This is a genomic window from Neobacillus sp. OS1-2, assembly GCF_030915505.1.
Taxonomy (GTDB): Bacteria; Bacillota; Bacilli; order Bacillales; family Cytobacillaceae; genus Neobacillus.
This window is the reverse complement of sequence record NZ_CP133265.1, coordinates 381,254-405,893: the sequence shown is the minus strand read 5'-3', so window position 1 is coordinate 405,893 and position 24,640 is coordinate 381,254. Positions and strand designations below refer to the sequence as shown.

Genomic DNA, 24,640 nt, shown 5'->3' with positions numbered 1-24,640 from the left:
GGACAAAGACCTTTTCTTTTAAAGAAATAAGAAAGTATAGATTTCGACTTCGAGAATTGTCTAGCTCCAGCGCCCTAGCGGCTAGTATCCTTCGCGCGAATATAATTACCACTTTTATAAGATTAAAAACTTCACTAAATAGTAAGAATTAGGAACAATTAGACCAGTCCCTTTTTGTTAAAATAAACTAGAATAAGACCTTAAAGGGAAGGGGTGAAACAGAACTATGAAACGAATAACATCTCTTTTGTTCCTTTTCATTTTAATTGCGATTGCAGCAGCTGGCTGCAGTTCTAAAATGGATGATGTGACGCTTGATAAAAAACATACGCCACTTCCAGATTATGTATTAAATTCTTCGGAAAAAATTCAAGAGACCTATATCTTGGCATCCACCTATCCGGATGTTGTTGCACAAGTCCCTTGCTATTGCGGATGCTTTGCACAGGATGGTCATAAAAGCAATTTAGATTGCTTTATTGATCAAATGGGATCAAATAATGCTGTTAAAGAATGGGATTCGATGGGTATATCGTGAGACGTCTGTATTGATATCGCCCGGGAGGCGATCGAAATGCATCTTGACGGTAAAAGCCCTAAGAAAATTTATCAGTTAATCACTAAGAAGTATGAAGATTTTGGGGAACCAACTCCAACACCTGAACCAAAGTAGGGAATAACCCATGAAAAGAATATTAATCGGGTTCTATATTTTGATTATTATTGGAATTATTGTTTGTATAAGTAATAGCGATATTTTTGCCAGGAAGAATTCGAAAGCGATTGCTGCAGGAGAAAAGCTATATACAAAAAATTGTCTTATCTGCCATGGGAGCACAGGAAAAGGTGAAGGCGCAAATGCTGGAACGGCACTTAATAGCCAGAATCTTCTTAGCTCTGTATCAGATAAAGACTTGTATAATTCCGTGAAATTTGGCAGGGAAGGCACTGGTATGCCTGCATATGGACCTAGATTATCCGAAAAGGATTTATTAAATCTTGTCGACTTTATACGGAATTGGCAAACAGAAGATATTGAATTTGATGTACCAAAAGTAATTTCTGGTGATCTGGAACGTGGAGAAAAACAATATAATTTGTATTGTCTTAATTGTCATGGCGAAGCAGGTGCCGGTAAATTGAAAATGGGAACCGTTCTCGCCAATCCCCAGTATTTAAAATACACAACGGATCAGCAAATTTGGATTGGTACAGCCTATGGTCGGGAAGAAACAAGAATGGGCCCTTCGTTAAAAGGACTTGAAGGTGCCAGGCAATTAAAAAAAGAGGATATAACCGATATTGTTACTTATATTCGTTCCTTAGAGAAAAAATAATAGAATGACATCAAAACCCTGAATCCAAATAGGAATCAGGGTTTTTCTTTTTCCTCTTTTGGAATTTGTGTCCATTTTGTGGTGTTTTTTTGACAAAAACACAAACGTTTCTACCCTTTAACAAAATGTTCAAGAGTGCGTCAACAACAATGGTTTGATAACGGTTATATTTATTTCAAAGAGGACTATAGTGAAAATCGGAACCTTCTATGAATGAGTTTTGAAGGTCAAGGAGGATTAATATGCACAAGAATAAATGGTTGGCGTTGTTTGTCATTGCATCGTTCCTCACTAGTTTTATTAGCCCAAAAGCTAGTGCTGAAACTGCATTTCAGGCAGAGAAGTTCCCTTTTAAAGAGATGCAAGTTCAGGTAATGCCGGAGTTTGATTACCCAGAGGATTGGGGAACTAGAGATATCCCATCATTACTTGTAGGTCAGTACGGAACCATCACCAACAAGAGCGGTCAGGACTATGAGGGGAAAATTGAAATTCCCGTCCCCGCATTGGAAAAAGGATTTGAAGCCTATTTGGTAGCAGAGTTTCCAGAAGAAAATAAGCCTGAAGTACAACGTCCATATGATGTTGACAAAGAAAAGGGAATTGTGACCTGGAAGCCGGCAAAAGCAATCAAAAATAATGGAACATATAAATTTGTCATCGAGTACTATACCAAATCTATCGACGTTAAAGATAAAAAGAGCTTTACATATCAACTAGTTAATAATGCTGATATTGAACAATTGGATGTGGTCTTTTACGCACCAATGGCAGCAAAGGAAATCAAGCTAGAGCCTAAGGCGGAAAGTAATACAAAAAGTGAGTATGATGAAGAGCTATATTACTACCAATATAAAAATGTAAAAGCTGGAGATAACCTGAATTATTCCTTCTCCTATAAGAAAGACGGAACAGAATCTACCATGGAAGCAATCAATAAAAAACAACCGCCAAATGATGAAAACCATAGTGGAGTGACGGCAACAGACCAAGTTACTAAAGGAGGAACGGACAATTCAAAGCGTCCAATCATTGGCGTAGGTGGAGCATCGATTATTGGAATTGCCCTTATTATTGCTGGACTCTTTGTTTTCCTAGGATTGAAGGGTAATGCCGTAACACGACGAGGAACAGCAAATAAGAATACAAAAAGTAAACAACAACCAAAGCATACGACCGGCAAAAAGGATACCATATCAGCAAATGTTGAAGAAAAGAAAGAACTACGGAAAAAGCTTTTAACCGGAAAGATTGACCAAGAAATGTATGAAGAAGAAATGAAAAAATTAATGTAATGAGGTGGGTCGAATGAAAAAGAATACGATTGTGATGCTTGGAGGATTTATTATAGCCGGAGCTATTGTGTTCCTTCTTATGGCAGCAACGCCGGGTTCGAGCGGTGTTGAGTTAACCATGAAAGAGTTAATGGCGACACAAGAACAGCATAAAGAGGACTTTGTAACAGTAGAGGGTTTATTAATTGAAGACTCAATTAAATGGAATCCAGACAAAATTGAATTGAAATTTGATGTGAAAGACAACGAAGGTAACCTTATGCATGTCATTCATAACGGCCCCAAACCTGACAACTTTTCTGAAGGGGTTATTACCATTCTCCAAGGATCTCCTACTAAAAAAGATACATTTGCAGCTGAATCTGTGAAAACCAGATGTCCTTCAAAATATGAAGGTAAAGACATGAAGGATTATGATCCTGAAACACATAAAGAAAAGTTAAATCAACCACCGAAAGAAAAATAACAGGCTCAAGAATAAGAAGGTGACGACATGTTTTTATTTGCCAACGCAACAATTTATATTGGATTAGCCATTGCCATTTTTTCGCTCCTCATTCTTACCTTGGGGATCAGTACCAAAAACCAAAAATTTATTAATAGCGGAAAAGGTGGAATGATTGCATTATTTATCTGCGCAGCATTTGCGATGCTTTCCTTGTTTTACCTTTTAGCAACATCTCAGTTCCAGTACGAATACGTAAGTGATTATACAAGCAGTGAATTGCCAATCATTTATAAACTAACTGCTCTTTGGGCAGGGAATGCTGGTTCCTTATTATTATGGACATTCTTTTTAACTCTCTACATGATTATGATTACCTTTTCGCGGAAGATGAAAGGAAATCCAATGGTTCCTTACATCTCTGCCATACTGATGGCCAATGCGGTTTTCTTCTTCTTCATCTTAGGTTTTGTCGCAAAACCATTTTTATTATTAGATACTGTTCCGATCGAAGGAAAAGGGTTAAACCCTATGCTGCAAAACCCTGGAATGATCATTCATCCTGTTACCCTTTACCTTGGGTACGTAGGTCTTGCCGTTCCATTTGCCTTTGCAATGGCTGCCCTGCTTCTGAAAAATGTTGATGATTTCTGGATTAAAATGACGAGACGCTGGACGATAGTTGCTTGGTTATTCTTAAGTCTTGGAAATATCTTTGGCGGTCAGTGGGCATATGTGGAACTGGGCTGGGGCGGCTACTGGGCATGGGATCCGGTTGAAAATGCTTCCTTTATGCCATGGTTAACAGCTACCGCCTTCTTACATTCCGTGATGATTCAAGAGCGGAAAAATATGCTGAAAATATGGAATATCAGCCTAATAATTGTTTCTTATGCCCTTACACTGTTTGGAACATTCCTTGTACGAAGCGGCGTTCTAACATCTGTCCATGCATTTGCAAATTCAAATCTAGGATTATACTTCTTAATCTTCATGGGTATTGCCGTCATTCTAGCATTATATGTTTTAATGAGCCGCTACAACCTGCTTAAACGCAGTGCAGGGGAATTTAATTCGTTTGTATCAAAAGAGAGCAGCTTCTTAGTTAACAATCTACTACTTGTCGGGGCAGCATTTGCCGTGTTCTGGGGAACCATTTTTCCACTAGTATCTGAAGCTATACGCGGTACCAAAGTCACTGTAGGTCTGCCATTCTTTAATAAAGTGGAAGCACCTATTCTTTTATCGATGATGTTTGTCATGGCCGTTTGTCCCATGCTTGCCTGGCAGCGTTCTACTATTAAAAATCTTAAGAAAAACTTTATGATTCCAGCAATCCTTGCGATTGTTGGCATGACACTCATGGTGGTATTAGGGATTCAAAAAGCGTGGGCAGTCATTGGCTACGGAGTTATCATTCTATTATTAATTACCCATTTCCTAGAGTTTTATAGAGGGGTAAAAGCTAGAAGAAAAATGACGAAAGAAACACCTATTGTAGCATTATATCGTTTAATGATCCGGAACCGCCGCAGATATGGCGGATATATCGTTCATCTTGGGATTGCTTTCATTACTATGGGGATTATTGGCTCACAAAACTACGATGTTGAGACTATGAAAACGGTACCTCTTGGGGGGACGATTGAGCTTAAGGACTATCGGATCAACTATGAGCGTTTAGACCAGAAAAAAGAAGGAATTAACGATATCGTTTATGCAGACTTAACTGTATTTAGGAATGGGAAAAAGTTAGGAACTTTCCAACCTGAAAAAGTATTCTATGGAAACTGGGAACAGCCTTCATCCGAAGTGGCGATTATTTCTTCCGTTAAAGAAGACCTATATATTGTCCTAAGTGCTTGGGAGGATGATGGTAAAGCCACATTTGTAGTGAAAATAAATCCGATGATGAACTGGTTATGGTTCGGGTCTTTCATGATCGTGATTGGTGCACTATTCGCCGTTTGGAACGGAAAATATGGAAATGTCACTCCGAGATACACGGGAGTACGCAAAGAGGTATCTTAAAATGAAAAATAAAATTTATCTTGGGCTCCTCATTATTGCGTTTATCTTTCAAGGTTCTTTTATTCGCGTGGAAGCAAAAGAGTTTGATTATAAATCTCCTGAATTCAAAGCGGTTGCCCAGCAATTTGCCTGCACTTGTGGCTGCGGGCAGGATCATTACGAATGTGATCCCAATACCTGTAATCTGACAACTGATTTTAAAAAGGACTTAGTTGAAATGATGAACAAAGGCTGGGATAAGGATAAAATCCGTGAGTACTATGTCAATATTTACGGTGAAGAAATATTGACTTCACCGGAGAAAAGCGGTTTTAGCCTGACTGCATGGGTTCTTCCATTTGTGGTCATAGGAGTAGCTGGAGTAGCTGTGTTGATCCTCATCCGTAAATGGGTGAAGAAAAAAGGAACCGAAGAAACAGTCAATGAATATGAGACCACTGAGGATGAAGTGGAAGGAGAAATCCTTTCTTCCATGATCGATGAAGAACGCAAAAAGTATCTTTAGGATGTGAACATAATGCACGATATCTCAATCATTTCGCTGCTTTTCACAGCGGTATTGGCGCTTGTTTGTTTATTTCTACTATTGGCACCGCTATTTAAGTGGGATCGTCTACCCTATTTACATGTAGGAACCAAAGGGCAGGATTTAGCGACAACGAAAGAAGCGCTTTTAACAACTCTAAATGAGATCGAGTTTGAATACAAAATGGATAAAATCTCACATGCAGATTATAGACATTTAAAGAAGCAATACGAAATTGAAGTGGCCAATATTATGAGAGAAGAAGAACAGATCGTTGAACCAGCTGTTGATCATGATTTAATGGCAGAAGTGGAAAAAGAAATTGAAGCGCAAATGAAGAGCTACAAAAAGAAAAAGGGGGAAGAAAAGTGATCAAAAAAATCACCGCCCTCCTCCTTGGAGTGCTGCTGCTAACTCCTACATTTGGTTTAGCAGCCTCCGATGCTAAAATCACCATTGATATGCATTACCTTGTCGTTAGTCCGGCAGAAGATGGTTCAACAAATCTAATGAATATGACGAATTATACCAACACTTCAGCTGCGGAATATAAGGGTGATGGGACAAGTAAGGCAGTATTACATGTAACCTTGCCTGAAGGTGCAAAGGATCTAAATTTTTTAGATAATAAGATTGCTTTTGAACAAGTGGAGAAGGGCTTTATTACCACAACACCAATCCCGGCAAATCAAACAATGGTGCTGCCATACAGTTATCGAATGCCGAAAGATAAAGAAGTCAATGTTGTAGTTGATTATCCTATTCAAATGATGCAGATTCTTGTGCCTGAGGGAAGAGGCAGTATTGAGGTGAAAGGCGCCGACGCAACTAGTCAAGGTCTTTTCAAATTTGATGATCAAAATTACTTTGGGTACAGTATCGAAAGTATTAAGGAAAATCAGAGCTTTACGCTTGTCTATAATAAAGACAAACAGCCTGCTGTTGATGAAACCAAAGCCAAAGCCGCAACCAATGAAGGTGAAAAAAATAGCACTGTTACCCATACAGCACCTGCATTTCACAATCCCGGACATTTAAGAATGTGGGGGCAATCACCATTACATCGTTTTAACCCGCATATCTTCATGATTATTATTGGGGCCATTATTATTGCGGGAATTGCCTATTTTGCCTATTTTAGAAGAAAAGCAAGGCTAGACGAGGAAAGGCTCGGAGCAGATAAGGAGGAGAAAGCCTTTAAGCTCTTGATGATGAAGCAAAAGGCAATTATGGATAAGATTATTGAATTGGAAGAAACCTTTGGAGAGGGTAGGCTTTCAGAGGATGAATATCAGGCAAAGCTTACTGCTTATAAACAGCATTTAGTCCAGGTTAAATTAAATTTACGTAATTTTGTTGAGTAACTGCTTGTTGGGGGGACCTGCAGATGATAGAAATAAAAAAACTAACCAAGCAAGCTGACAATAAGCTGATACTGCGTGGTGTAGATCTCCATATAGAAAAAGGAGAAACGGTAGCGATACTTGGACCAAATGGTGCTGGTAAGAGTACGCTGTTAAAGGTGCTGGCAACCTTAATAAAACCCACATCAGGACGAGTGCTGATTAATGGAATGGAATTGAAAAAAAACCAGATTGAAATCAAAAAATTATTAGGTTATTTACCCCATTCCAGCTTACTTTATGATCATTACTCCCCGTTAGAAAATCTTGTTTTCTTTGGGAATATATATGGGGTAAAAGATGCCGAACAAAAAGCCGTTCAACTTGTAAAAGAAGTAGGATTGTCCTTCTTTTTAAATGAACCGGTGAAGAACTTTTCACGCGGTATGATTCAGAGGATTGCTATCGCTCGGGCAATTGTTCATGATCCGGCCGTTCTACTTTTAGACGAACCTCATACTGGACTGGATCAAGGTGCAATTACGATTCTCAACAATGTGATTCTTTCTATGAAAGAAAAGGGTGCAACAACCTTGATGGTCACTCATGATTTCAAACAAGCAGCTGAAATTTGTGACCGGGTCATTATTGTGAAGAATGGGAAGATTGTCGATGACTTTAAGATAGAAAATAAAAATTTAGGCTATGTTTCTGAAAAATATGAGCTTCAAGTGGAGGCTGTGTCATGAATTTATATCGAACAGCCCTCTTCCTAGCAAAAAAAGATTTATATTCAGAGTTAAAAACAAAACAAATTCTCACGACACAGATTATATTTGCGGGACTTGTGATTGTTGTTTTCAGTTTTGCATTTGACCCGGCGAATAACACAACTAAGGCTGTTATTCCAGGAGTCATTTGGGTCATTATCGTGTTTGCTGGTATTTTAGGTCTGAACAGATCGTTTATCTCGGAGCAGCGAAATGATACAATACAAGGCTTACTTGTTGCACCAATGGAAGCCCAAAGCATTTATTTAGGGAAGTTCCTGGCCAATTTTGCGATGATGCTCGTAGTGGAACTTGTTTCCATCCCGTTTCTATTCTTGTTGTTTGATTTTAAATTTCTGGGCAGTCTTCCTTATTTTATTTTAACCATTTTCTTAGGCAGCTTTGGATTTATTGCGATTGGAACATTCTTAGCAGCCTTGGCCGCCAATTCTAAAAGCAGTGAGATGCTCTTGCCATTATTGCTTTTTCCCATTACAACCCCAATCTTAATTGGAGTGGTTCAGGCCACGAAAATCATTTTATCGAATATGGAAAAGCTTTCGAGTGCGATTGCCTGGATTCAATTGGTCACGGCGTATGATGTTATCTTCTTTGTTGTATGTTTCTTATTAATAGATTATGTGCTGGAGGTTTAAGTGATGAGTATGAATCTCGAACGAGAGAAAGCGACGCTTCCTAAGACACAGGTGGCAGATGCGAAATCAACGAATCTCTCAAAAATGTTGTTTGCTGCTACAGTCATCTCAATGTTGGTTTCTCTTTACTTTATTTTCATCTTTGCAGCGGAAGAAAAATCAATGCATGCCGCCCAAAAGATCTTTTATTTTCATGTAAGCTCTGCCTGGTTAGCGTTTATGGCATTTTTTGTCACATTTGTTTTTAGTATTTTGTTCTTAATCAAGCGGAAAAGAATATTTGATACGTATGCCTATGTTTCAGCTGAAATTGGAGTTGTGTTTACAATTATTGTATTAACGACAGGTCCTATTTGGGCCAGGTCGGCTTGGAATACATGGTGGGTATGGGAGCCGCGTTTAATCACAACATTAATTCTTTTCTTTATCTATATTGCCTACATAATGATTAGGCAGATGGATGGCGTATGGGATAAAAAGGCTCGACTTTCAGCAGTGTTTGGCATCATTGGTTTTGCAGATGTTCCAATCGTATTCTTTGCTATTCGCTGGTGGCAAACGAAATTTCACCCAATTGTTTTTGGGGATGGCCCATCTCAAAAGGGCGGCGGGATTGAGGATACAATGTTAGCAGCATTGCTAATCACAATTACTTCATTTACCATTCTTTATTCCTACCTGCTTTATAAGGGTGTTTCTTTTGAAAATATGCGAATGAAAGTTGAGCAATATAAAGAAAAATTAAGAGAAAAAATGGAAAATTAGGAGGGTTTAATCATGAATTATGAATATATGTTAGGTGCTTATTCTGTCGCTTGGGTGGTTATCTTTGCTTATATGTTTATTATCGGAAAAAGACACAACAAACTTAAAAAGGAAATTGAATTCTTAAAGCAGCTCGATCAATAGACTGTAAGTCTCGAGTGTCAGGGGGAAATACGATGAACCAGCGAGTTATCAAATTACTCGTATTGATACTGATTGTGGGGATGTTTGGCTTTTTTGGATATAGTTTGGTATCCAAGGGCAAACATACGGATATTGGTGATAAAGCATATAATTTCGAACTTCCAAAGATTGATGGAAGTAATACCAAGCTCTCGGACTATAAGGGGAAGGTTGTTATTTTAAATTATTTTGCCAGCTGGTGTGCACCTTGTAAAGAGGAGCTTCCGGAACTTGAGGCTTTTCAAAAAGACTATGGTGATCAGTATCCATTTCTTATGATTAATCGCGGTGAGACCATTGATAAGATAAATAAGGTAACAGATCATAATAAAGCAGGAATGAATTATCTATTCGATTATAATGCCAAGGTGTCGAAATTGTATAATGTGACAGGACAGCCTGAAACATTTGTTATTGATAAACAAGGTATCATAAGAGAGCATTTTAATGGACCAGTAACAGAAATGCAGTTATACAACTGGGCAAAGAAATATGACAAATAGCAATAATCAAAAAGGATTGAACCTTATATTTGTGGTTCAATCCTTTTTTCATTAAAGTGGTGCTTTATATGGTGTTTGATAATGAAATTCAGCAGAGATTGTTGCCTTTACTATGATTTGTCCTGGTTCGAATTGTGTTGAACTGACGCTTTTAACAAATGTTTCAGACTGGTGGTTGAAGGGTTGAACCGTACCCCCTCCCTCCACCACTAAGCTTGGTGTCGGTACTAGCGTTACATTTAATGTCCCGGCAATTGTTTTGGCCTTTTCGATGGCATTTGTAAGGGCAAGGGACAGGGCTTGCTGATAAAATGCATCTTTATTCTTCGCTTTAAATTGTACATTAGAGACATAATTGACACCGTTTTTAACAGCTGTATCCACTACTTTCCCTATGATTGATAAATCTTCTATATTCACCTGTAATAGATGAGTTATTTTATAGCCTCGAAAAGTTTGTTTCCCTTGATCGTAATCATAATCCGATTCAATTCGATAATCGAAGGTTTGTAATTGGTTTTGTGGAATTCCAAGTCCGAGCAGTGCATTGATTACTTTTGACACTTCATTAGAGTTCTGCTGCTGCGCTGCGATTAATTCCTTGTATTCAGTGATAACCCCTAAGTTCACTGAAGCCGAATCAGGCTGGATTGCAAGTTCCCCTTCGCCTGTTACCTTTATTAACTGGCCTTTGTGATGGAATCCATTTCGATTAGGCGGCAAGTATTGATACAAACGTATCTCCCCCTTTACTATTGTCCCTCTTATAAAATACGAAATGGACACTGGAAATGTTCCGTTTTTATATTATCAGAATTTATATCATTCGATTTTGAGAATTGTCCAGCTCCAGGGCGCTTGCGCTTTTCTTTAAATCTATTCTTTTAAAGTTAGTTCTACTAATCTTATCCTAAAAAATAGACATGAATTAACAGATTTGAAAGTCATATTGTGTCCAAGCAGGCATACATTTTAACTAATGAGATATGCAAATAAAAGGAGGAAGCATACATGGAAACCATCCTTCCCTATTTACCGAAAAATATTGCCGACCTAATCAACAAAATCCCTCCTGACCAAAAAGAAGAATTAGAGGAAATTCGAATTCGTGTTAACCGGCCAATTGAAATGATGGTAAAGGGAGCCCCGAGGTTTTTATCCTATATTGTTCAATCTGAGGATGCTATTCATCTTCTAAATAAAATTAGCCATTTCTCCATTTATACGCTGGAGGAAGAACTAAAACGCGGGTATATAACCGTATCCGGAGGACATCGGATTGGACTGGCCGGAAAGGTCATTCTTGAGGATGGCAAGGTTAAAGCGATTAGGGATATTTCCTCATTTAATATACGAGTTGCTAGGGAAAAGGTGGGGATTGCCGAACCTATCATTCCGTTTATTTATAAAGGTAACTGGATGCATACGATGATTATTGGACCGCCACAAACAGGAAAGACGACACTGCTACGTGATATCGCCAGAATTATTTCTACAGGCAACAGGGCAGGAGGAATTCAGGCAAGTAAGGTGGGAGTTGTGGATGAACGGAGTGAAATTGCTGGTTGTGTCCATGGGGTTCCGCAATTATCTTTTGGCCCCCGTCTTGATGTGTTAGATGCCTGCCCAAAGGCAGAAGGAATGATGATGCTGATCCGTTCGATGAGCCCAGATGTCCTAATCGTGGATGAAATTGGTCGAAAAGAAGATGCTGAAGCCATTCAGGAGGCTGTTCATGCTGGTATAAAACTAATCATGACCACGCACGGGACGAGCATAGAAGAACTAAGAAAACGGCCATCCCTAAGGGATCTAATTGACCAAAAAATTTTTGAACGATTTGTCATCCTTAGTAGGTCATCGGGCCCTGGGACCATTACCCATATATTTAACGAAAGCGGGCACGAAATGAATCAAAAAGTGAGAGTGACAAAATGATTAAGTTAATTGGCGCCATTATCATTATTGTTGCGACAACTTGGACTGGATTTGAGGCTTCCAGGAATTTTAGTGCACGGCCAAAGCAGCTTAGAGCATTAAGGTCGGCGCTTCAATCTCTTGAGGCTGAAATTATGTATAGCCATACCCCATTGCATGAAGCAGCCCGAAGATTAGCAGCCCAACTTGCTAAGCCGCTCTCCACGTTTTTTGAAGCATTCGCAAAAAAACTTACCGATACGGAAACAACAGTAAATGAAGCGTGGGAAACTAGTTTAAGAGAGGTATGGAAATCAACTGCTTTAAGACAGGGAGAATTTGAAATTATGAAGCAATTCGGGGAGACTCTTGGCCGTCATGATCGCTTTTCCCAGCAAAAACATATTATGCTAACTCTTTCCCACTTAGAAAGAGAGGAAGCAGACGCCATCGACCGGCAGGCCAAATATGAAAAAATGGTAAAAAGTCTCGGATTCTTATCAGGATTATTATTGATCATTTTATTATTCTAGGGGGAAAAGCAATGGGTTTAGAAGTGGATATTATTTTTAAAATTGCCGGAGTTGGCATTGTTGTAGCCTTTTTGCATACGGTACTTGATCAAGTCGGGAAGAAGGAATACGCGCAGTGGGTCACTCTTTTCGGGTTTATCTATATTTTGTTCCAGGTAGCCTCCATCGTGGATGATCTTTTTCAGAAAATAAAATCAGTATTCCTGTTTCAATAGAAAGGAGGTCTTTGCGATTGAAATCATAAAAATTATCGGTTTTGCTCTCATCGCAACCTTTCTTGCCTTAATCATTAAAGAGCAAAAACCAAATTTCGCCTTCCTAATAGTGGTATTTGCTGGCTGTGTCATTTTCCTCTTTTTAGTGGATAAGATTTTTGAAATTATTCATATGCTCGAAAAGCTGGCAGTGAATGCAAAGGTGAATATGGTTTACATTGAAACAATCCTTAAAATCATTGGGATTGCCTATATTGCCGAATTCGCCACCCAAATTACCAAGGATGCGGGACAGGGCGCGATTGCCTCCAAGATTGAATTAGCAGGAAAGATTATTATTCTAGCAATGGCGATTCCGATTCTAACTGTATTGATTGAAACCATTATCAAACTAATTCCGAGCTAATGGACAGACCTTAAAAAAGAGGTGTTACTCATTGAAGCAAAGGCTGCAGATTATTCCTATTATCATTCTTCTTTTTCTTTTCTTGTATATTCCAAGTGTCCAAGCTGCCGAAGAATCTAAAGACACCTTAAACCCACTTTCTCCACAGGAATTAGTAGACGAACAGCTAAAGACCTTGGACTTAACTGAACTCAAACAATTCTGGGAGGATATTACCAATAAATATGGGGGCTTCCTCCCGGAAAGCCAAAAAGGAAGTCTTTATGATTTTGTAAAAGGTGATAAAAAATTTTCATTTAAGCAATGGGGTCAGGGTATTTTAAAGTTTGCCTTTCATGAGTTTGTTGCGAATGGAAAATTACTTGGTTCGTTGATCATGTTAACCATATTCAGCATGTTTCTTCAATCCATGCAGAATGCTTTTGAGAAAAGCGCGATTAGTAAGGTTGCCTACTCGATTGTTTATATGGTGCTGGTCATCCTGGCCCTAAATAGTTTTCATATCGCCATTAATTATACTACTGAGGCAATTGGGACAATGACCTCCTTTGTCCTTGCACTAGTTCCTCTTCTGCTCGCCCTTATTGCGGCATCAGGGGGTCTAGTATCCGCTGCCTTCTTTCATCCAGTAATATTATTCCTAATGAATATAAGCGGAACGTTCATGCAATATGTGATCCTGCCACTCCTCTTTTTAGCTACCTTGCTCAGTATTGTCAGCACGATGTCTGAGCAGTATAAAGTTTCACAATTGGCTGCCCTTTTGCGAAACTGGAGCATCGGATTAATGGGACTTTTCTTAACAATCTTTCTTGGAGTCATCTCAGTGCAGGGAGCATCGGCAGCCGTTACTGATGGGGTTGCCATTAGAACCGCAAAATTTGTGACAGGAAACTTCATTCCCGTCATTGGGAGAATGTTTACTGATGCCACGGATACAGTTGTTAGTGCATCTGTGCTCCTAAAAAATACAGTTGGTATTGCCGGAGTGGCCATCCTGCTAATAATCGTTGCCTTCCCAGCTATAAAAATATTAATGATTGCCTTTATTTATAAATTTGCAGCCGCCATCCTTCAGCCCTTAGGTGGTGGTCCAGTGATTAAATGTCTAGATATTATCAGTAAAAGTGTTATCTATGTTTTTGCAGCTCTCGGGATTGTTTCACTGATGTTCTTTTTAAGTATTACCGTCATTGTTGCGGCTGGAAATTTAACGATGATGATGAGATAGGAGGGTGGGCATATCCATGGAATTTTTAAAAGAGTGGGTAACAAATATAATTCTTTTTATCCTGTTAGCGACTGTGATTGACATGCTGCTGCCAAATTCCAGCATGCAAAAATATACCAAGATGGTCACAGGGCTGCTCCTAATTGCGATTATTCTTACGCCCATTTTTAAATTAATCTCCAAGGACTTTGAATCAGCACTTGGTTCAATCCCCACCTATCAAGTACCTGGAGAAAAAAATATGAAAAATATAATAGATTCAAAGAAAAAAGAAATACAAGCTTCAACTGATGCATATATTTTAAAAGAAATGGCTGTCCAGCTGGAAAAGGACGTTAAGGAGGAGTTGATGGACCAATACGGATTGGAGATTGAGAAAATTGATCTAGCTATAGACGAAAAAAGCGACCAAGCATTCCCTAAGAACCTCCAAAAGGTAACAGTTCTTCTAAAACAACCGGAACAGGGCGTAAAGACAGTCGAAGCGATTAAACAAATCGAAATAAACACAGAAAAACCTCTTCCTTCTAATGGATCAACAGAAGATACAAAAAAAATAACCGCATTTCTATCGCAGAAATGGAATGTAACCAAAGAAGCTGTGGAAGTTTCGATTGAAGGGGGGATTAAAAAGAAGAATGGATAACAATAAAGGGCCATTATCATGGCTCAAAAAAATAATGAAATTGGATGAAAAAGGCGAGAAGAAGCCAGGAAAATATCAGTATATGCTTCTCGTTCTATGTATCGGTGCCGCCTTTATGCTTGCAGGTAACATTTTGTTTAAAAAAGATCCAAGTACTGCAGCGGTGTCTGTTGGAGCAAACGAAAAAGCTGCTTCTGAAGATGTACCGACATTTAGTCTAAAAAAGAGTTCGGGAAATAAGGCAATCGCTGAATATGAGGAAAAATATGAAAATCAGTTGAAGAAAGCACTGGAGGAAATGCTGGGTGTAGATGATGTAACCGTTGTGGTAACCATTGATTCAACCGATAAGAAAGTATTTGAGAAAAATAGAGTAACTAAATCGCAAAAAACCGACGAAACGGATCGTGATGGCGGGCAGCGCACGGTGGTGGATTCTTCTTCAGATGAACAATTGGTCATCATCCGTAAAGGAGACCAAGAGGTTCCAATTGTTGTAGAAACAATAAGGCCGGAGATTCGCGGTGTCCTCGTAGTTGCCAAGGGTGCAGATAATATCGAGGTGAAAAAATGGATTAGGGAAGCAGTTACCAGGGCTTATGGTGTGCCAAGCCACCGGGTTGCTGTTATGCCTAAAAAATAAAAGGGGGATTTAAAAAATGCTTTTGAAAAAACAAACGGTATGGTTATTAACAATGTTAAGTTTAGTGGTGGTGTTATCAGTTTATTACATTACCTCTCCAGAGCAAAAAACGAACGATCTAGCAGCAGTGCAACAAAATGCAAAGGATCAAAATCAGGGTAAAACAAAGACAGAAGTGAAGAAAGACGGCAAGACAGTCGTTTCTACTGTTGCCGGCGATAATGAGTTTGCAGAACTTCGTATGAAGCTTGAAGACTTAAGGAGCGAGGAGCAAACGAGTTTAACCGAAGAGCTAGCCTCGACAGACCTTTCTGCAGACGAAAGAAGTAAAGTGAAGGACCAAATGGATAAATTGAATAAAATAGCCCAAAGTGAAGAAATGCTTGAAACCTTTATTAAAACAATGGGATTTGATGATGTTCTAGTAAGAGCAGATGGATCAAAGGTAATCGTCACAGTCAAATCCAAAAAGAAGCCTTCTGCCTCAGAGGCAAATAAGATTATGTTAGAAGTGAAAAAGGAAATTGATGAAACAAATTATGTTGCGGTTGAATACCAACATGCAAAATAATGTCCGTTTACTAAGGGAAGTCATTGGCTTTCCTTTTTATTTAGTTTAATATCTTTAGTCAATGGGAAAAATAATTAATTGAATTCAAAAGGCACCCAAAATTCCTTTTTTCTACTAAAAATATTATGATGGAAGTGGGGCATTTGATGGATGTTCGTATTCTTATGATTTAAAATATTGAACTATTACTAAATATTATCGTATAGTATTAGTAGTAAGTCCTAATTAAAGTTGTACAAGGAGTGTTACTCAATGTTAAAAGTACAAGAAATTCGTGAATTGATTAAATTGGTTGACCAGTCCAGTATTGATGAATTTGTATATGAAGTTGAAGGTTCAAAAATTAAAATGAGGAAAAATGCAGCATCAACTATTGTTTCACAAGTAAGTCCCGTTGCACCTGCATCTGAAATAGCGCCTGTGATCCAGGCTGCCCCTATTGCAGCTGCTGCAACAACAGCTCCTGTTTTGGAAGTCATACAGGAAGCTCCCAAAGCAGATGAAGGGAAACAAGTGGATGATACAAATTTACACAAAATTACCTCTCCAATGGTAGGTACCTTCTATGCATCGCCAACTCCGGATGCGGACCTATATGTTAAAGCCGGATCAAAGGTCTCAAAGGATTCCATCGTTTGTATTGTTGAGGCGATGAAACTATTTAATGAGATTGAGGCAGAGGTAAATGGGGAAGTTGTGGAAGTCCTTGTGAAAAACGGTCAATTAGTTGAATACGGACAGCCATTATTTTTAGTAAAGCCAGAATAAGGAGCGGTAACAGGATGATAAAAAAACTGTTAATTGCAAACAGAGGAGAAATTGCTGTTAGGATAATACGAGCCTGCCGAGAAATGGGCATTGAATCTGTTGCTGTATACTCCGAAGCGGATCGTGAAGCACTACATGTCCAATTGGCAGATGAAGCCTATTGTATTGGACCGACATCATCAAAAGATAGTTACTTAAACGTCACAAATATTATCAGTGTCGCAAAACTGACAGGCTGCGATGCTATTCATCCTGGCTATGGTTTCCTAGCCGAGAATGCTGATTTCGCGGAGCTTTGCCGCGAGTGTAATATTATATTTGTCGGCCCAAGCCCTGAAGCGATTACCAAAATGGGCACCAAGGATATCGCCAGAGAAACGATGCGTGAAGCGGGTGTTCCTATTGTTCCTGGTTCAACCGGAATCATCAATGATATGGATGAAGCACTTGAACTTGTCAAAAAGATTGAATATCCCGTCATCATTAAAGCAACAGCAGGCGGGGGCGGTAAGGGAATTCGTGTTGCTAAGAATGAACAAGAATTAATTAAAGGCATAAATATTACCCAACAAGAAGCCTTAACGGCCTTTGGAAATCCCGGTGTATACATAGAAAAGTATATTGAGGATTTCCGCCATGTTGAAATTCAAGTGCTTGGTGATACTCACGGTAACACCATCCATTTGGGTGAAAGAGATTGCTCTATTCAACGAAGGCTTCAAAAGCTGCTAGAAGAAACACCTTCACCGGCTTTAGATGGAGAAATTCGCGCAGAAATGGGCGAGGCAGCTGTAAAAGCTGCAAAAGCAGTTGATTATTCAGGTGCTGGCACGGTAGAATTTATCTATGACTATCGCAATCGTAAATATTATTTTATGGAAATGAACACAAGGATTCAGGTGGAGCACCCCGTAACAGAAATGGTCACCGGAATCGACCTTATTAAGGAACAGATTCGAGTGGCAAACGGTGAAAAACTAACGATTACCCAAAAGGATGTCACTTTTACTGGCTGGGCAATCGAATGTCGGATCAATGCAGAGAATCCAGAGAAGAACTTTCTACCTTCAGCTGGTAAAATCAAAATGTATTTGCCGCCCGGTGGGTTAGGGGTTCGGATTGATTCAGCAGCATATCCGGGATATACAATTCCACCTTACTACGATTCCATGATTGCGAAAGTTATCACATACGGCAGCAGTAGGGAAGAGGCAATATCCAGAATGAAACGTGCGTTAAGCGAGTTTGTGGTGGAAGGTATCCATACCACGATTCCGTTTCATTTAAAACTGCTGGAAAATGAGAAATTTGTCGAAGGCAACTTCAATACCAAATTCCTAGAATTGCATGATGTGATGAAATCAATCTAATTGCTGGAGGTGTTTTTAAATGAGTGAATTTAATGTCTTAGAAATGGATCAAGGAAATAATGGTCATGGGAAAATTGAAATTGCCCCTGAAGTTATTGAAGTTATTGCAGGCATTGCTGCTTCCGAGGTAGAAGGTGTAGCAGGAATGCGAGGTAATTTTGCCGCAGGTGTTGTCGAACGCCTAGGGAAGAAAAACCATGGCAAAGGTGTAAAAGTTGAACTAACTGAATCAGGAATAAAAGTGGATGTATATTGTTTAATGAAGTTCGGCATATCTATACCAACTGTTGCTGGTGAAATACAAGATAACATTCGTCAGGCGCTGCTAAATATGACGGCCTTAGATGCAGAAGAGGTAAATATTCACGTTGTCGGTATTCAATTTGAAGCTCAAAAGATTGAGCCAGTGATCGAATCAGAGCTATAACAAGTGGAACCAAAGGATTAGTCCTTTGGTTTTTCTTATTTATTCACATTCCTAGCAAATAAAAAATTCACCTTTGTGTGCGATTCTCCTTTAGTTATGCTATTATCTTTTTATGTGTAAACAAGTAACTAATAGTTCTTGTATGAAAAATCGACAAAAATTATTTATATATCTAAAGGAGTTAACGGTATAATGAAGAGAAGAACAGCAAGGGAAAAAGCGCTTCAGGCACTTTTTCAAATTGACGTAAGTAACACGGAACCTTCGGATGCAATTGAACATGTTTTGGAAGGGGAAGCGGGTGACGAGTATCTTTCGAAATTGGTTTTAGGGGTAATCGAACAAAAAAACGAAATTGATGAATTAATCATGCAGTACCTTGAAAAATGGTCTCTTGATCGATTGGCAACGGTAGATCGAAATGTATTACGGATGGCTACATATGAATTGAAATATTTCCGAAATGAAGTTCCTGAAAATGTCATTTTAGATGAGGCTATAGAGATTGCTAAAATATATGGGGATGACCAGTCAAGTAAGTTTATTAACGGAGTTCTTTCAAAGGTGAAACAAAAGCTTCTTACTGACTAATTAATTAGGGCTTCTTGGAATAGGGGGAGATGTGAAAATGACAGCACAAATTATTAATGGACAAGAAATCGCTGCAAAAAAAAGAGTAGAAATAGCTAAAAAGGTTGAAGACCTTAAAAGTCAGGGTGTTACTCCAGGTCTTGCCGTTATTCTCGTTGGAAATAACCATGCGTCGCAGACCTATGTAAAAAGTAAAGAAAAAGCATGTAATGAACTTGGTATGTACACTTTATTAATAAAAATGGAAGAGGAAATTACCGAAAGGGAATTATTGGTTAAAATTGAAGAATTGAATGCTGATCCCAAAATTCATGGAATTTTAGTTCAATTACCGCTTCCAAAGCAGATAGATGAAAGAAAGGTTATTGAAGCCATCTCCCCTTTAAAGGATGTTGATGGTTTCCATCCAATTAATATTGGCAGGATGATGACTGGCCAGAATGCTTTCTTGCCTTGTACCCCCTACGGAATTATGGTGTTACTTGAGGAAACAGGTATTTCCATCCCTGGGAAGCATGTTGTTGTTGTTGGAAGAAGCAATATTGTCGGAAAGCCCGTTGGACAATTGTTCCTTAATCAACATGCAACAGTAACGTATTGTCACTCTAGAACCAAAGATTTAGAATTCCATACAAAACAGGCAGACATCCTTATTTCCGCTGTCGGGATTCCAAACTTTATTAACGCGGAACATGTGAAGGATGGGGCAGTTGTCATTGATGTTGGAATGAACAGAAATGAAGCAGGCAAACTTTGTGGGGATGTTTCTTTTGAAGAAGTATCTGAAAAAGCAGGGTATATTACTCCAGTTCCAAAAGGAGTCGGCCCGATGACCATTACGATGTTAATGTACAATACACTAAAATCCGCTGCTGAAAGTTTTGCTCGTATATAAATTGCTTATTGTGGATGTCCCTAATAGGGCATCCACTGTATTCGTTGAATGGTTGAAAAGAGGAATTAGTTATGCAGGAGCAAAGATATCTATCAGTAAATGCCCTAACCAAATACATAAAAAGAAAATTTGATGCTGATCCACATTTACGCGATATTCATGTAAGAGGAGAAATTTCAAATTTCAAACAGCATTCGAGTGGACATATGTATTTTACCTTAAAGGATGAAAAAGCCCGAATTCTTGCCGTGATGTTTGCCAGTCAATCGCGCTTTATGAAATTTTCTCCAGAAAACGGTATGAAGGTGATTGTAAAAGGGGATATCACTGTTTACGAGCCCAGCGGTCAATATCAAATTTACATAAAAGAAATGCAGCCTGACGGAATTGGCGAATTATTCTTAGCCTATGAACAATTAAAGCAAAAGCTTGAAGCGGAAGGTTTATTTGCGCAGGAAGCAAAACAGGCCATCCCAATGTATCCAAGGACTGTTGGTGTTATAACCTCACCAACTGGTGCAGCAATTAGGGATGTGATCACAACCATCAAAAGACGATATCCCATCGCTACTGTTCTTGTATTTCCAGCTCTAGTCCAAGGCGATAACGCAGCCCCCTCCATTGTTAAAGCAATTGAAAAGGCAAATAATATGAAGGAAATTGATGTTTTGATTGTCGGTCGCGGTGGAGGATCCATTGAGGAACTGTGGGCTTTTAATGAGGAACTGACGGCCCGCGCCATTTTTGCCTCGAAGATCCCTATTATCTCAGCAGTTGGACATGAAACCGATTTTACGATTGCTGATTTTGTAGCGGATTTACGTGCCCCAACCCCAACAGGAGCTGCTGAACTTGCGGTCCCGCATTTGGATGAGTTAATGGATAGGATTCTGCAGCGGCAAACCCGCCTACTCCGTGCGATGAACGGAAAGTTTCAGTTTGAAAAGGAACGCCTACATCGAGTTCAAAAGTCTTATGCCTTTCGCTATCCTCACCGGCTATATGAACAAAAGCTTGAACAGCTAGATAAACTAACAGAAATGCTCGTTCGCGGAACCTCTCGTTTATCGATACTGAAAAAAGATCAGCATGAGGTCCTCCATAAACGGTTACAGCGAAACCATCCAGACCAAGCACTAAGCAAGGCAAAAATTAATTTTGATCGTACACAAAAAGACATGAAACGTTCTATGCTTCAGATACTTTCAAAAAAACAAACTGACTTCGATCGAATCCTTTCGACCTTACAGGCATTGAGTCCTCTAAAAATAATGGAGCGCGGTTTTAGTTTAGCGTACTCCGAAGATAACCGTCTGGTGAAAAGTGTGAAACAGGTTAAAGAAAATGAGCAAGTCCAGATTCAATTAACGGATGGCAGCCTTTTCTGTAAGGTGGAGAAAATAAAGGAGAGAGAAAATAGTGACCAATGAAAGCACCATAACGTTTGAAGAAGCAATGGTAAAGTTGGAACAAATCGTAGAAAAGCTTGAAGAAGGTGACGTTCCATTAGAAAAGGCGATACTTTTTTATAAAGATGGAATGGAACTATCTAAACTTTGTCACGATAAATTAAAAAGTGTGGAAGAACAACTGACGCAAATCATTACGGAGGATGGACGGACGGAGAGTTTTTCTATTGAGGAGGAATAAAACGTGGAAACCGGGTTACTGGACGCATTTGCACAAGAATATAAACATCTGTTAGATTCGGAGCTCCGTGCACTAGTTGAAAAGCTGGATGCTCCTTCTATTATTAAGGAATCCATGATTTATTCCCTTGAAGCAGGTGGAAAGAGAATCCGCCCTTTATTGCTATTTGCAACCTTAGACGCATTTGGAATTGATCCCAAAAAAGGACTGCCTGTTGCGGCTGCAATAGAAATGATCCATACCTACTCTTTAATCCATGATGACCTGCCAAGTATGGATAATGACGATTTAAGAAGAGGAAAGCCAACCAATCATAAGGTTTTTGGAGATGCCATTGCTATATTAGCCGGAGATGCCTTATTAACCTATAGTTTTGAAGTAATCGGGTTGCTTCCAAATGAGTTTGCTTCAGCTGATAAGAAAATAAAATTAGTAGTTGAAATGGCAAAAGCTGCAGGAACTGAAGGAATGGTGGGCGGACAAGTTGCCGATATGGAGGGAGAAGGAAAGAATCTCACCCTAAAGGAACTTGAGTATATACATATTCATAAAACGGGCAAGCTGCTTAGATTTAGTGTGATTGCAGGTGCAATTCTGGCGGGTGCTAGTCAAGTCCAATTAAACCATCTATCAGGGTTTGCCCATCATCTTGGACTTGCATTTCAAATACAGGATGATATTCTAGATTTGATCGGAAATCCACAATTAATCGGAAAGCCTGTTGGGAGCGATACGATAAACCACAAAAGTACCTATCCACAATTGTTATCTATGGATGGGGCAAGGGCTGCTTTACATAATCAAATCAACCTGTCAGAAGAATATCTTAAAAAGACAGGTATAATGACGAATTTGCTAAGAGAAATAACGGAATTAGTTGCTTCAAGAGACCATTAATGATGGCTGTTTGAGGTAATGAATGTAGTATGATATAATCGTTTTCAATGTAGAGAACGTTGTGAATGCCGTTATCACAAATTGTGTTAGCGGCTATTTTTTCAAAATGTATGAAAGTGAGTGGTCCAAAATGGATTTATTATCAATAAAGGACCCATCCTTCTTAAAGAGGATGTCGAATAAAGAATTGGAAGTGTTGAGTCAAGAAATTCGCCAATTCTTAGTTGAGAAACTGTCAGTGACAGGCGGCCATATTGGCCCTAATTTGGGTGTTGTTGAATTAACCATTGCATTACATAAATGTTTTGATAGTCCAAAGGATAAAATTATTTGGGATGTAGGCCATCAATCCTATGTTCATAAAATATTAACAGGCAGGGCTCGTGAATTTGATTCCTTAAGACAATTTAAGGGGCTTTGCGGTTTTCCGAAGCGGATTGAAAGCGAGCATGATGTTTGGGAAACAGGACACAGCTCTACATCCCTTTCAGCTGCGATGGGGATGGCCATTGCCAGAGACTTAAAAAAGGAAAAGTCCTTTGTAGTACCGGTGATTGGGGATGGTGCCTTAACAGGTGGAATGGCATTAGAAGCCTTAAATCACATTGGCCATGAGAAAAAAGATATGATCGTTATATTAAACGATAATGAAATGTCCATTGCTCCTAATGTTGGGGCTGTTCATAATATTCTTGGTCAATTGCGCACGGCCGGGAAATATCAATGGGTAAAAGATGAACTTGAAGTATTATTGAAAAAAGTGCCTGCTGTTGGCGGTAAGCTTGCGGCAACTGCAGAACGGATAAAGGATAGCTTAAAGTACTTAGTCGTTTCAGGGATGTTTTTTGAAGAATTAGGTTTTACATATTTAGGACCGATTGATGGTCATAATTATGATGCGTTATTTGAGAACCTTAGTTATGCTAAAAAGACGGAGGGCCCCGTTCTCCTCCATGTGATTACCAAAAAGGGGAAAGGGTATCAACCGGCAGAAAGTGATAAAACAGGTACGTGGCACGGAACAGGCCCCTATAAGATCGATACCGGTGATTTTGTTAAACCTGCTAAAAAACAGCCGCCAGCATGGAGCAGTTTAGTAAGTGAAACAGTCCGAAAGCTGGCAAGAAGCGACGAACGAATTGTAGCGATTACTCCGGCAATGCCAGTGGGTTCAAAGCTTGAAGGCTTTGCAAGTGAGTTCCCTGATCGAATGTATGATGTTGGGATTGCCGAACAGCATGCTGCAACCGTTGCGGCAGGTTTAGCTACCCAAAAGATGAAGCCTTTTTTAGCCATTTACTCTACGTTTTTACAACGAGCCTATGACCAGGTTGTCCACGATATCTGCAGGCAAAATTTAAATGTTTTTATTGGAATTGACCGTGCTGGTCTAGTTGGGGCTGATGGGGAAACACACCAGGGTGTTTTTGATATTGCCTTTTTAAGGCACGTACCAAATATTGTCTTAATGATGCCAAAAGACGAAAATGAAGGGCAACATATGGTTTATACTGCATTGAATTATGATGATGGTCCAATCGCACTTAGATTTCCGAGAGGTAACGGCCTTGGTGTCGCATTGGACGAGGAATTAAGCGCTATTCCCATTGGCACATGGGAGGTATTAAAGGACGGCGATGATGCAGCTATTTTAACCTTTGGAACCACCATTCCAATGGCTATGGAAGCAGCAGTGGCTCTTGAAAAGAAGGGGATTTCGGTAAGGGTTGTAAATGCCCGCTTTATCAAGCCGCTTGATGGAAAAATGTTGACTAGCCTGCTTGAAAAAGACATCCCGCTTCTCACCATTGAAGAAGCCGTTTTACAAGGCGGATTTGGAAGTGCAGTACTAGAATTTGCTCATGACCATAGTTTTTATCAGGCGAAAATTGACCGAATCGGAATCCCAGACCAATTTGTTGAACATGGGGATGTCGGCTCCTTACTTGAAGAGATTGGCTTAACGACGGATGCAGTCATCCAAAGGATTTCCACTCTGGCAAGGAAAAAACAGCAAAGGGCTTAA

Annotated in this window: 31 protein-coding genes; 30 read left to right on the top strand and 1 reads right to left on the bottom strand. The window is 39.3% G+C overall.

Annotated features, from left to right (window positions below):
• Positions 1 to 226 precede the first annotated feature (226 nt).
• From RCG19_RS02190 to RCG19_RS02130, 13 genes are all read left to right on the top strand, one after another.
• Positions 227 to 673, top strand: a complete 447-nt coding sequence (locus RCG19_RS02190; protein ID WP_308109510.1) for a PCYCGC motif-containing (lipo)protein — start codon at positions 227 to 229, stop codon at positions 671 to 673.
• 10 nt (positions 674 to 683) lie between these two features.
• Complete coding sequence (locus tag RCG19_RS02185; RefSeq protein WP_308109509.1) at positions 684 to 1,337, top strand: c-type cytochrome; 654 nt, start codon at positions 684 to 686, stop codon at positions 1,335 to 1,337.
• Between the two features lie 242 nt (positions 1,338 to 1,579).
• Positions 1,580 to 2,632: a hypothetical protein gene (locus tag RCG19_RS02180; RefSeq protein ID WP_308109508.1), complete on the top strand. Its 1,053-nt coding sequence runs from the start codon at positions 1,580 to 1,582 to the stop codon at positions 2,630 to 2,632.
• 13 nt (positions 2,633 to 2,645) lie between these two features.
• The gene (locus RCG19_RS02175; protein ID WP_308109507.1) at positions 2,646 to 3,098 is read left to right on the top strand and encodes a cytochrome c maturation protein CcmE; all 453 of its coding nucleotides are present in this window, start codon (positions 2,646 to 2,648) and stop codon (positions 3,096 to 3,098) included.
• A 27-nt stretch (positions 3,099 to 3,125) separates the two neighbouring features.
• Positions 3,126 to 5,108 carry a heme lyase CcmF/NrfE family subunit gene (locus tag RCG19_RS02170; RefSeq protein WP_308109506.1) on the top strand — a complete coding sequence of 661 codons (1,983 nt, stop codon included), beginning with the start codon at positions 3,126 to 3,128 and terminating at the stop codon, positions 5,106 to 5,108.
• Position 5,109: 1 nt separating this feature from the next.
• Positions 5,110 to 5,613: a cytochrome c-type biogenesis protein CcmH gene (locus RCG19_RS02165; protein ID WP_308109505.1), complete on the top strand. Its 504-nt coding sequence runs from the start codon at positions 5,110 to 5,112 to the stop codon at positions 5,611 to 5,613.
• Positions 5,614 to 5,625: 12 nt separating this feature from the next.
• A complete protein-coding gene (locus RCG19_RS02160) occupies positions 5,626 to 6,006 on the top strand; it encodes a hypothetical protein (protein ID WP_166238312.1) in 381 nt (126 codons plus the stop codon).
• Entirely contained in the window at positions 6,003 to 6,998 is a 996-nt protein-coding gene (locus RCG19_RS02155) for a hypothetical protein (protein WP_308109504.1), read from the top strand. The genes RCG19_RS02160 and RCG19_RS02155 overlap by 4 nt, the downstream gene beginning before the upstream one ends.
• A gap of 23 nt (positions 6,999 to 7,021) precedes the next feature.
• The gene (gene ccmA / locus RCG19_RS02150) at positions 7,022 to 7,726 is read left to right on the top strand and encodes a heme ABC exporter ATP-binding protein CcmA (protein WP_308109503.1); all 705 of its coding nucleotides are present in this window, start codon (positions 7,022 to 7,024) and stop codon (positions 7,724 to 7,726) included.
• The gene (locus RCG19_RS02145; RefSeq protein ID WP_166238306.1) at positions 7,723 to 8,403 is read left to right on the top strand and encodes a heme exporter protein CcmB; all 681 of its coding nucleotides are present in this window, start codon (positions 7,723 to 7,725) and stop codon (positions 8,401 to 8,403) included. The genes ccmA and RCG19_RS02145 overlap by 4 nt, the downstream gene beginning before the upstream one ends.
• A gap of 3 nt (positions 8,404 to 8,406) precedes the next feature.
• Positions 8,407 to 9,168: a cytochrome c biogenesis protein gene (locus RCG19_RS02140; RefSeq protein WP_308109502.1), complete on the top strand. Its 762-nt coding sequence runs from the start codon at positions 8,407 to 8,409 to the stop codon at positions 9,166 to 9,168.
• Between the two features lie 12 nt (positions 9,169 to 9,180).
• Complete coding sequence (locus RCG19_RS02135) at positions 9,181 to 9,312, top strand: CcmD family protein (RefSeq protein WP_308109501.1); 132 nt, start codon at positions 9,181 to 9,183, stop codon at positions 9,310 to 9,312.
• 32 nt (positions 9,313 to 9,344) lie between these two features.
• Positions 9,345 to 9,854, top strand: a complete 510-nt coding sequence (locus RCG19_RS02130; RefSeq protein ID WP_166238302.1) for a TlpA family protein disulfide reductase — start codon at positions 9,345 to 9,347, stop codon at positions 9,852 to 9,854.
• 51 nt (positions 9,855 to 9,905) lie between these two features.
• On the opposite strand, the gene RCG19_RS02125 is transcribed toward RCG19_RS02130, so the two are convergent.
• Positions 9,906 to 10,589, bottom strand: coding sequence for an SIMPL domain-containing protein (locus RCG19_RS02125; RefSeq protein WP_308109500.1), 684 nt, complete (start codon positions 10,587 to 10,589; stop codon positions 9,906 to 9,908).
• Between the two features lie 276 nt (positions 10,590 to 10,865).
• On the opposite strand from RCG19_RS02125, the gene spoIIIAA reads away from it, so the two are divergent.
• The 17 genes from spoIIIAA to dxs all read left to right on the top strand — a co-directional run bounded on the left by spoIIIAA (position 10,866) and on the right by dxs (position 24,640).
• Positions 10,866 to 11,792, top strand: coding sequence for a stage III sporulation protein AA (spoIIIAA, locus tag RCG19_RS02120; RefSeq protein ID WP_308109499.1), 927 nt, complete (start codon positions 10,866 to 10,868; stop codon positions 11,790 to 11,792).
• Positions 11,789 to 12,304, top strand: coding sequence for a stage III sporulation protein SpoIIIAB (gene spoIIIAB, locus RCG19_RS02115; protein WP_166238296.1), 516 nt, complete (start codon positions 11,789 to 11,791; stop codon positions 12,302 to 12,304). The genes spoIIIAA and spoIIIAB overlap by 4 nt, the downstream gene beginning before the upstream one ends.
• An 11-nt stretch (positions 12,305 to 12,315) precedes the next feature.
• Positions 12,316 to 12,519 carry a stage III sporulation protein AC gene (gene spoIIIAC / locus RCG19_RS02110; RefSeq protein WP_007084610.1) on the top strand — a complete coding sequence of 68 codons (204 nt, stop codon included), beginning with the start codon at positions 12,316 to 12,318 and terminating at the stop codon, positions 12,517 to 12,519.
• Between the two features lie 16 nt (positions 12,520 to 12,535).
• Positions 12,536 to 12,925 carry a stage III sporulation protein AD gene (spoIIIAD, locus tag RCG19_RS02105; RefSeq protein WP_308110909.1) on the top strand — a complete coding sequence of 130 codons (390 nt, stop codon included), beginning with the start codon at positions 12,536 to 12,538 and terminating at the stop codon, positions 12,923 to 12,925.
• A gap of 31 nt (positions 12,926 to 12,956) precedes the next feature.
• Positions 12,957 to 14,156 (top strand): stage III sporulation protein AE, encoded by a 1,200-nt coding sequence (spoIIIAE, locus tag RCG19_RS02100; RefSeq protein ID WP_308109498.1) that lies wholly within the window; start codon positions 12,957 to 12,959, stop codon positions 14,154 to 14,156.
• Positions 14,157 to 14,172: 16 nt separating this feature from the next.
• Complete coding sequence (gene spoIIIAF / locus RCG19_RS02095) at positions 14,173 to 14,802, top strand: stage III sporulation protein AF (protein ID WP_308109497.1); 630 nt, start codon at positions 14,173 to 14,175, stop codon at positions 14,800 to 14,802.
• Entirely contained in the window at positions 14,795 to 15,445 is a 651-nt protein-coding gene (gene spoIIIAG / locus RCG19_RS02090) for a stage III sporulation protein AG (RefSeq protein WP_166238290.1), read from the top strand. The genes spoIIIAF and spoIIIAG overlap by 8 nt, the downstream gene beginning before the upstream one ends.
• 16 nt (positions 15,446 to 15,461) lie before the next feature.
• The gene (locus tag RCG19_RS02085) at positions 15,462 to 16,016 is read left to right on the top strand and encodes a SpoIIIAH-like family protein (RefSeq protein ID WP_166238288.1); all 555 of its coding nucleotides are present in this window, start codon (positions 15,462 to 15,464) and stop codon (positions 16,014 to 16,016) included.
• A 252-nt stretch (positions 16,017 to 16,268) separates the two neighbouring features.
• Positions 16,269 to 16,784, top strand: coding sequence for an acetyl-CoA carboxylase biotin carboxyl carrier protein (gene accB / locus RCG19_RS02080; protein ID WP_308109496.1), 516 nt, complete (start codon positions 16,269 to 16,271; stop codon positions 16,782 to 16,784).
• A gap of 14 nt (positions 16,785 to 16,798) precedes the next feature.
• Positions 16,799 to 18,154, top strand: coding sequence for an acetyl-CoA carboxylase biotin carboxylase subunit (gene accC / locus RCG19_RS02075; protein ID WP_308109495.1), 1,356 nt, complete (start codon positions 16,799 to 16,801; stop codon positions 18,152 to 18,154).
• Positions 18,155 to 18,173: 19 nt separating this feature from the next.
• On the top strand, positions 18,174 to 18,581 hold the full coding sequence (locus tag RCG19_RS02070) for an Asp23/Gls24 family envelope stress response protein (RefSeq protein ID WP_166238282.1): 408 nt from the start codon (positions 18,174 to 18,176) through the stop codon (positions 18,579 to 18,581).
• A 192-nt stretch (positions 18,582 to 18,773) separates the two neighbouring features.
• The gene (gene nusB / locus RCG19_RS02065) at positions 18,774 to 19,172 is read left to right on the top strand and encodes a transcription antitermination factor NusB (protein ID WP_166238279.1); all 399 of its coding nucleotides are present in this window, start codon (positions 18,774 to 18,776) and stop codon (positions 19,170 to 19,172) included.
• A gap of 37 nt (positions 19,173 to 19,209) precedes the next feature.
• Positions 19,210 to 20,067, top strand: coding sequence for a bifunctional methylenetetrahydrofolate dehydrogenase/methenyltetrahydrofolate cyclohydrolase FolD (folD, locus tag RCG19_RS02060; RefSeq protein ID WP_308109494.1), 858 nt, complete (start codon positions 19,210 to 19,212; stop codon positions 20,065 to 20,067).
• 71 nt (positions 20,068 to 20,138) lie between these two features.
• Complete coding sequence (xseA, locus tag RCG19_RS02055; protein ID WP_308109493.1) at positions 20,139 to 21,497, top strand: exodeoxyribonuclease VII large subunit; 1,359 nt, start codon at positions 20,139 to 20,141, stop codon at positions 21,495 to 21,497.
• Complete coding sequence (locus RCG19_RS02050; protein ID WP_166238273.1) at positions 21,487 to 21,717, top strand: exodeoxyribonuclease VII small subunit; 231 nt, start codon at positions 21,487 to 21,489, stop codon at positions 21,715 to 21,717. Before xseA ends, RCG19_RS02050 begins: the two co-directional genes overlap by 11 nt.
• Positions 21,718 to 21,720: 3 nt before the next feature.
• A complete protein-coding gene (locus RCG19_RS02045) occupies positions 21,721 to 22,614 on the top strand; it encodes a polyprenyl synthetase family protein (protein WP_308109492.1) in 894 nt (297 codons plus the stop codon).
• A gap of 130 nt (positions 22,615 to 22,744) precedes the next feature.
• Complete coding sequence (dxs, locus tag RCG19_RS02040) at positions 22,745 to 24,640, top strand: 1-deoxy-D-xylulose-5-phosphate synthase (protein ID WP_308109491.1); 1,896 nt, start codon at positions 22,745 to 22,747, stop codon at positions 24,638 to 24,640.

Bases quoted from the DNA above. Each gene is read 5' to 3' on its own strand.
- folD (WP_308109494.1), top strand. From the start codon at position 19,210: ATGACAGCACAAATTATTAATGGACAAGAAATCGCTGCAAAAAAAAGA.
- spoIIIAF (WP_308109497.1), top strand. From the start codon at position 14,173: ATGGAATTTTTAAAAGAGTGGGTAACAAATATAATTCTTTTTATCCTG.
- RCG19_RS02160 (WP_166238312.1), top strand. From the start codon at position 5,626: ATGCACGATATCTCAATCATTTCGCTGCTTTTCACAGCGGTATTGGCG.
- RCG19_RS02165 (WP_308109505.1), top strand. From the start codon at position 5,110: ATGAAAAATAAAATTTATCTTGGGCTCCTCATTATTGCGTTTATCTTT.
- RCG19_RS02085 (WP_166238288.1), top strand. From the start codon at position 15,462: ATGCTTTTGAAAAAACAAACGGTATGGTTATTAACAATGTTAAGTTTA.
- spoIIIAG (WP_166238290.1), top strand. From the start codon at position 14,795: ATGGATAACAATAAAGGGCCATTATCATGGCTCAAAAAAATAATGAAA.
- spoIIIAA (WP_308109499.1), top strand. From the start codon at position 10,866: ATGGAAACCATCCTTCCCTATTTACCGAAAAATATTGCCGACCTAATC.
- nusB (WP_166238279.1), top strand. From the start codon at position 18,774: ATGAAGAGAAGAACAGCAAGGGAAAAAGCGCTTCAGGCACTTTTTCAA.
- dxs (WP_308109491.1), top strand. From the start codon at position 22,745: ATGGATTTATTATCAATAAAGGACCCATCCTTCTTAAAGAGGATGTCG.
- RCG19_RS02145 (WP_166238306.1), top strand. From the start codon at position 7,723: ATGAATTTATATCGAACAGCCCTCTTCCTAGCAAAAAAAGATTTATAT.
- accB (WP_308109496.1), top strand. From the start codon at position 16,269: ATGTTAAAAGTACAAGAAATTCGTGAATTGATTAAATTGGTTGACCAG.
- ccmA (WP_308109503.1), top strand. From the start codon at position 7,022: ATGATAGAAATAAAAAAACTAACCAAGCAAGCTGACAATAAGCTGATA.
- spoIIIAB (WP_166238296.1), top strand. From the start codon at position 11,789: ATGATTAAGTTAATTGGCGCCATTATCATTATTGTTGCGACAACTTGG.
- RCG19_RS02070 (WP_166238282.1), top strand. From the start codon at position 18,174: ATGAGTGAATTTAATGTCTTAGAAATGGATCAAGGAAATAATGGTCAT.
- RCG19_RS02185 (WP_308109509.1), top strand. From the start codon at position 684: ATGAAAAGAATATTAATCGGGTTCTATATTTTGATTATTATTGGAATT.
- RCG19_RS02130 (WP_166238302.1), top strand. From the start codon at position 9,345: ATGAACCAGCGAGTTATCAAATTACTCGTATTGATACTGATTGTGGGG.
- RCG19_RS02170 (WP_308109506.1), top strand. From the start codon at position 3,126: ATGTTTTTATTTGCCAACGCAACAATTTATATTGGATTAGCCATTGCC.
- accC (WP_308109495.1), top strand. From the start codon at position 16,799: ATGATAAAAAAACTGTTAATTGCAAACAGAGGAGAAATTGCTGTTAGG.
- RCG19_RS02175 (WP_308109507.1), top strand. From the start codon at position 2,646: ATGAAAAAGAATACGATTGTGATGCTTGGAGGATTTATTATAGCCGGA.
- spoIIIAC (WP_007084610.1), top strand. From the start codon at position 12,316: ATGGGTTTAGAAGTGGATATTATTTTTAAAATTGCCGGAGTTGGCATT.
- RCG19_RS02140 (WP_308109502.1), top strand. From the start codon at position 8,407: ATGAGTATGAATCTCGAACGAGAGAAAGCGACGCTTCCTAAGACACAG.
- xseA (WP_308109493.1), top strand. From the start codon at position 20,139: ATGCAGGAGCAAAGATATCTATCAGTAAATGCCCTAACCAAATACATA.
- RCG19_RS02135 (WP_308109501.1), top strand. From the start codon at position 9,181: ATGAATTATGAATATATGTTAGGTGCTTATTCTGTCGCTTGGGTGGTT.
- RCG19_RS02180 (WP_308109508.1), top strand. From the start codon at position 1,580: ATGCACAAGAATAAATGGTTGGCGTTGTTTGTCATTGCATCGTTCCTC.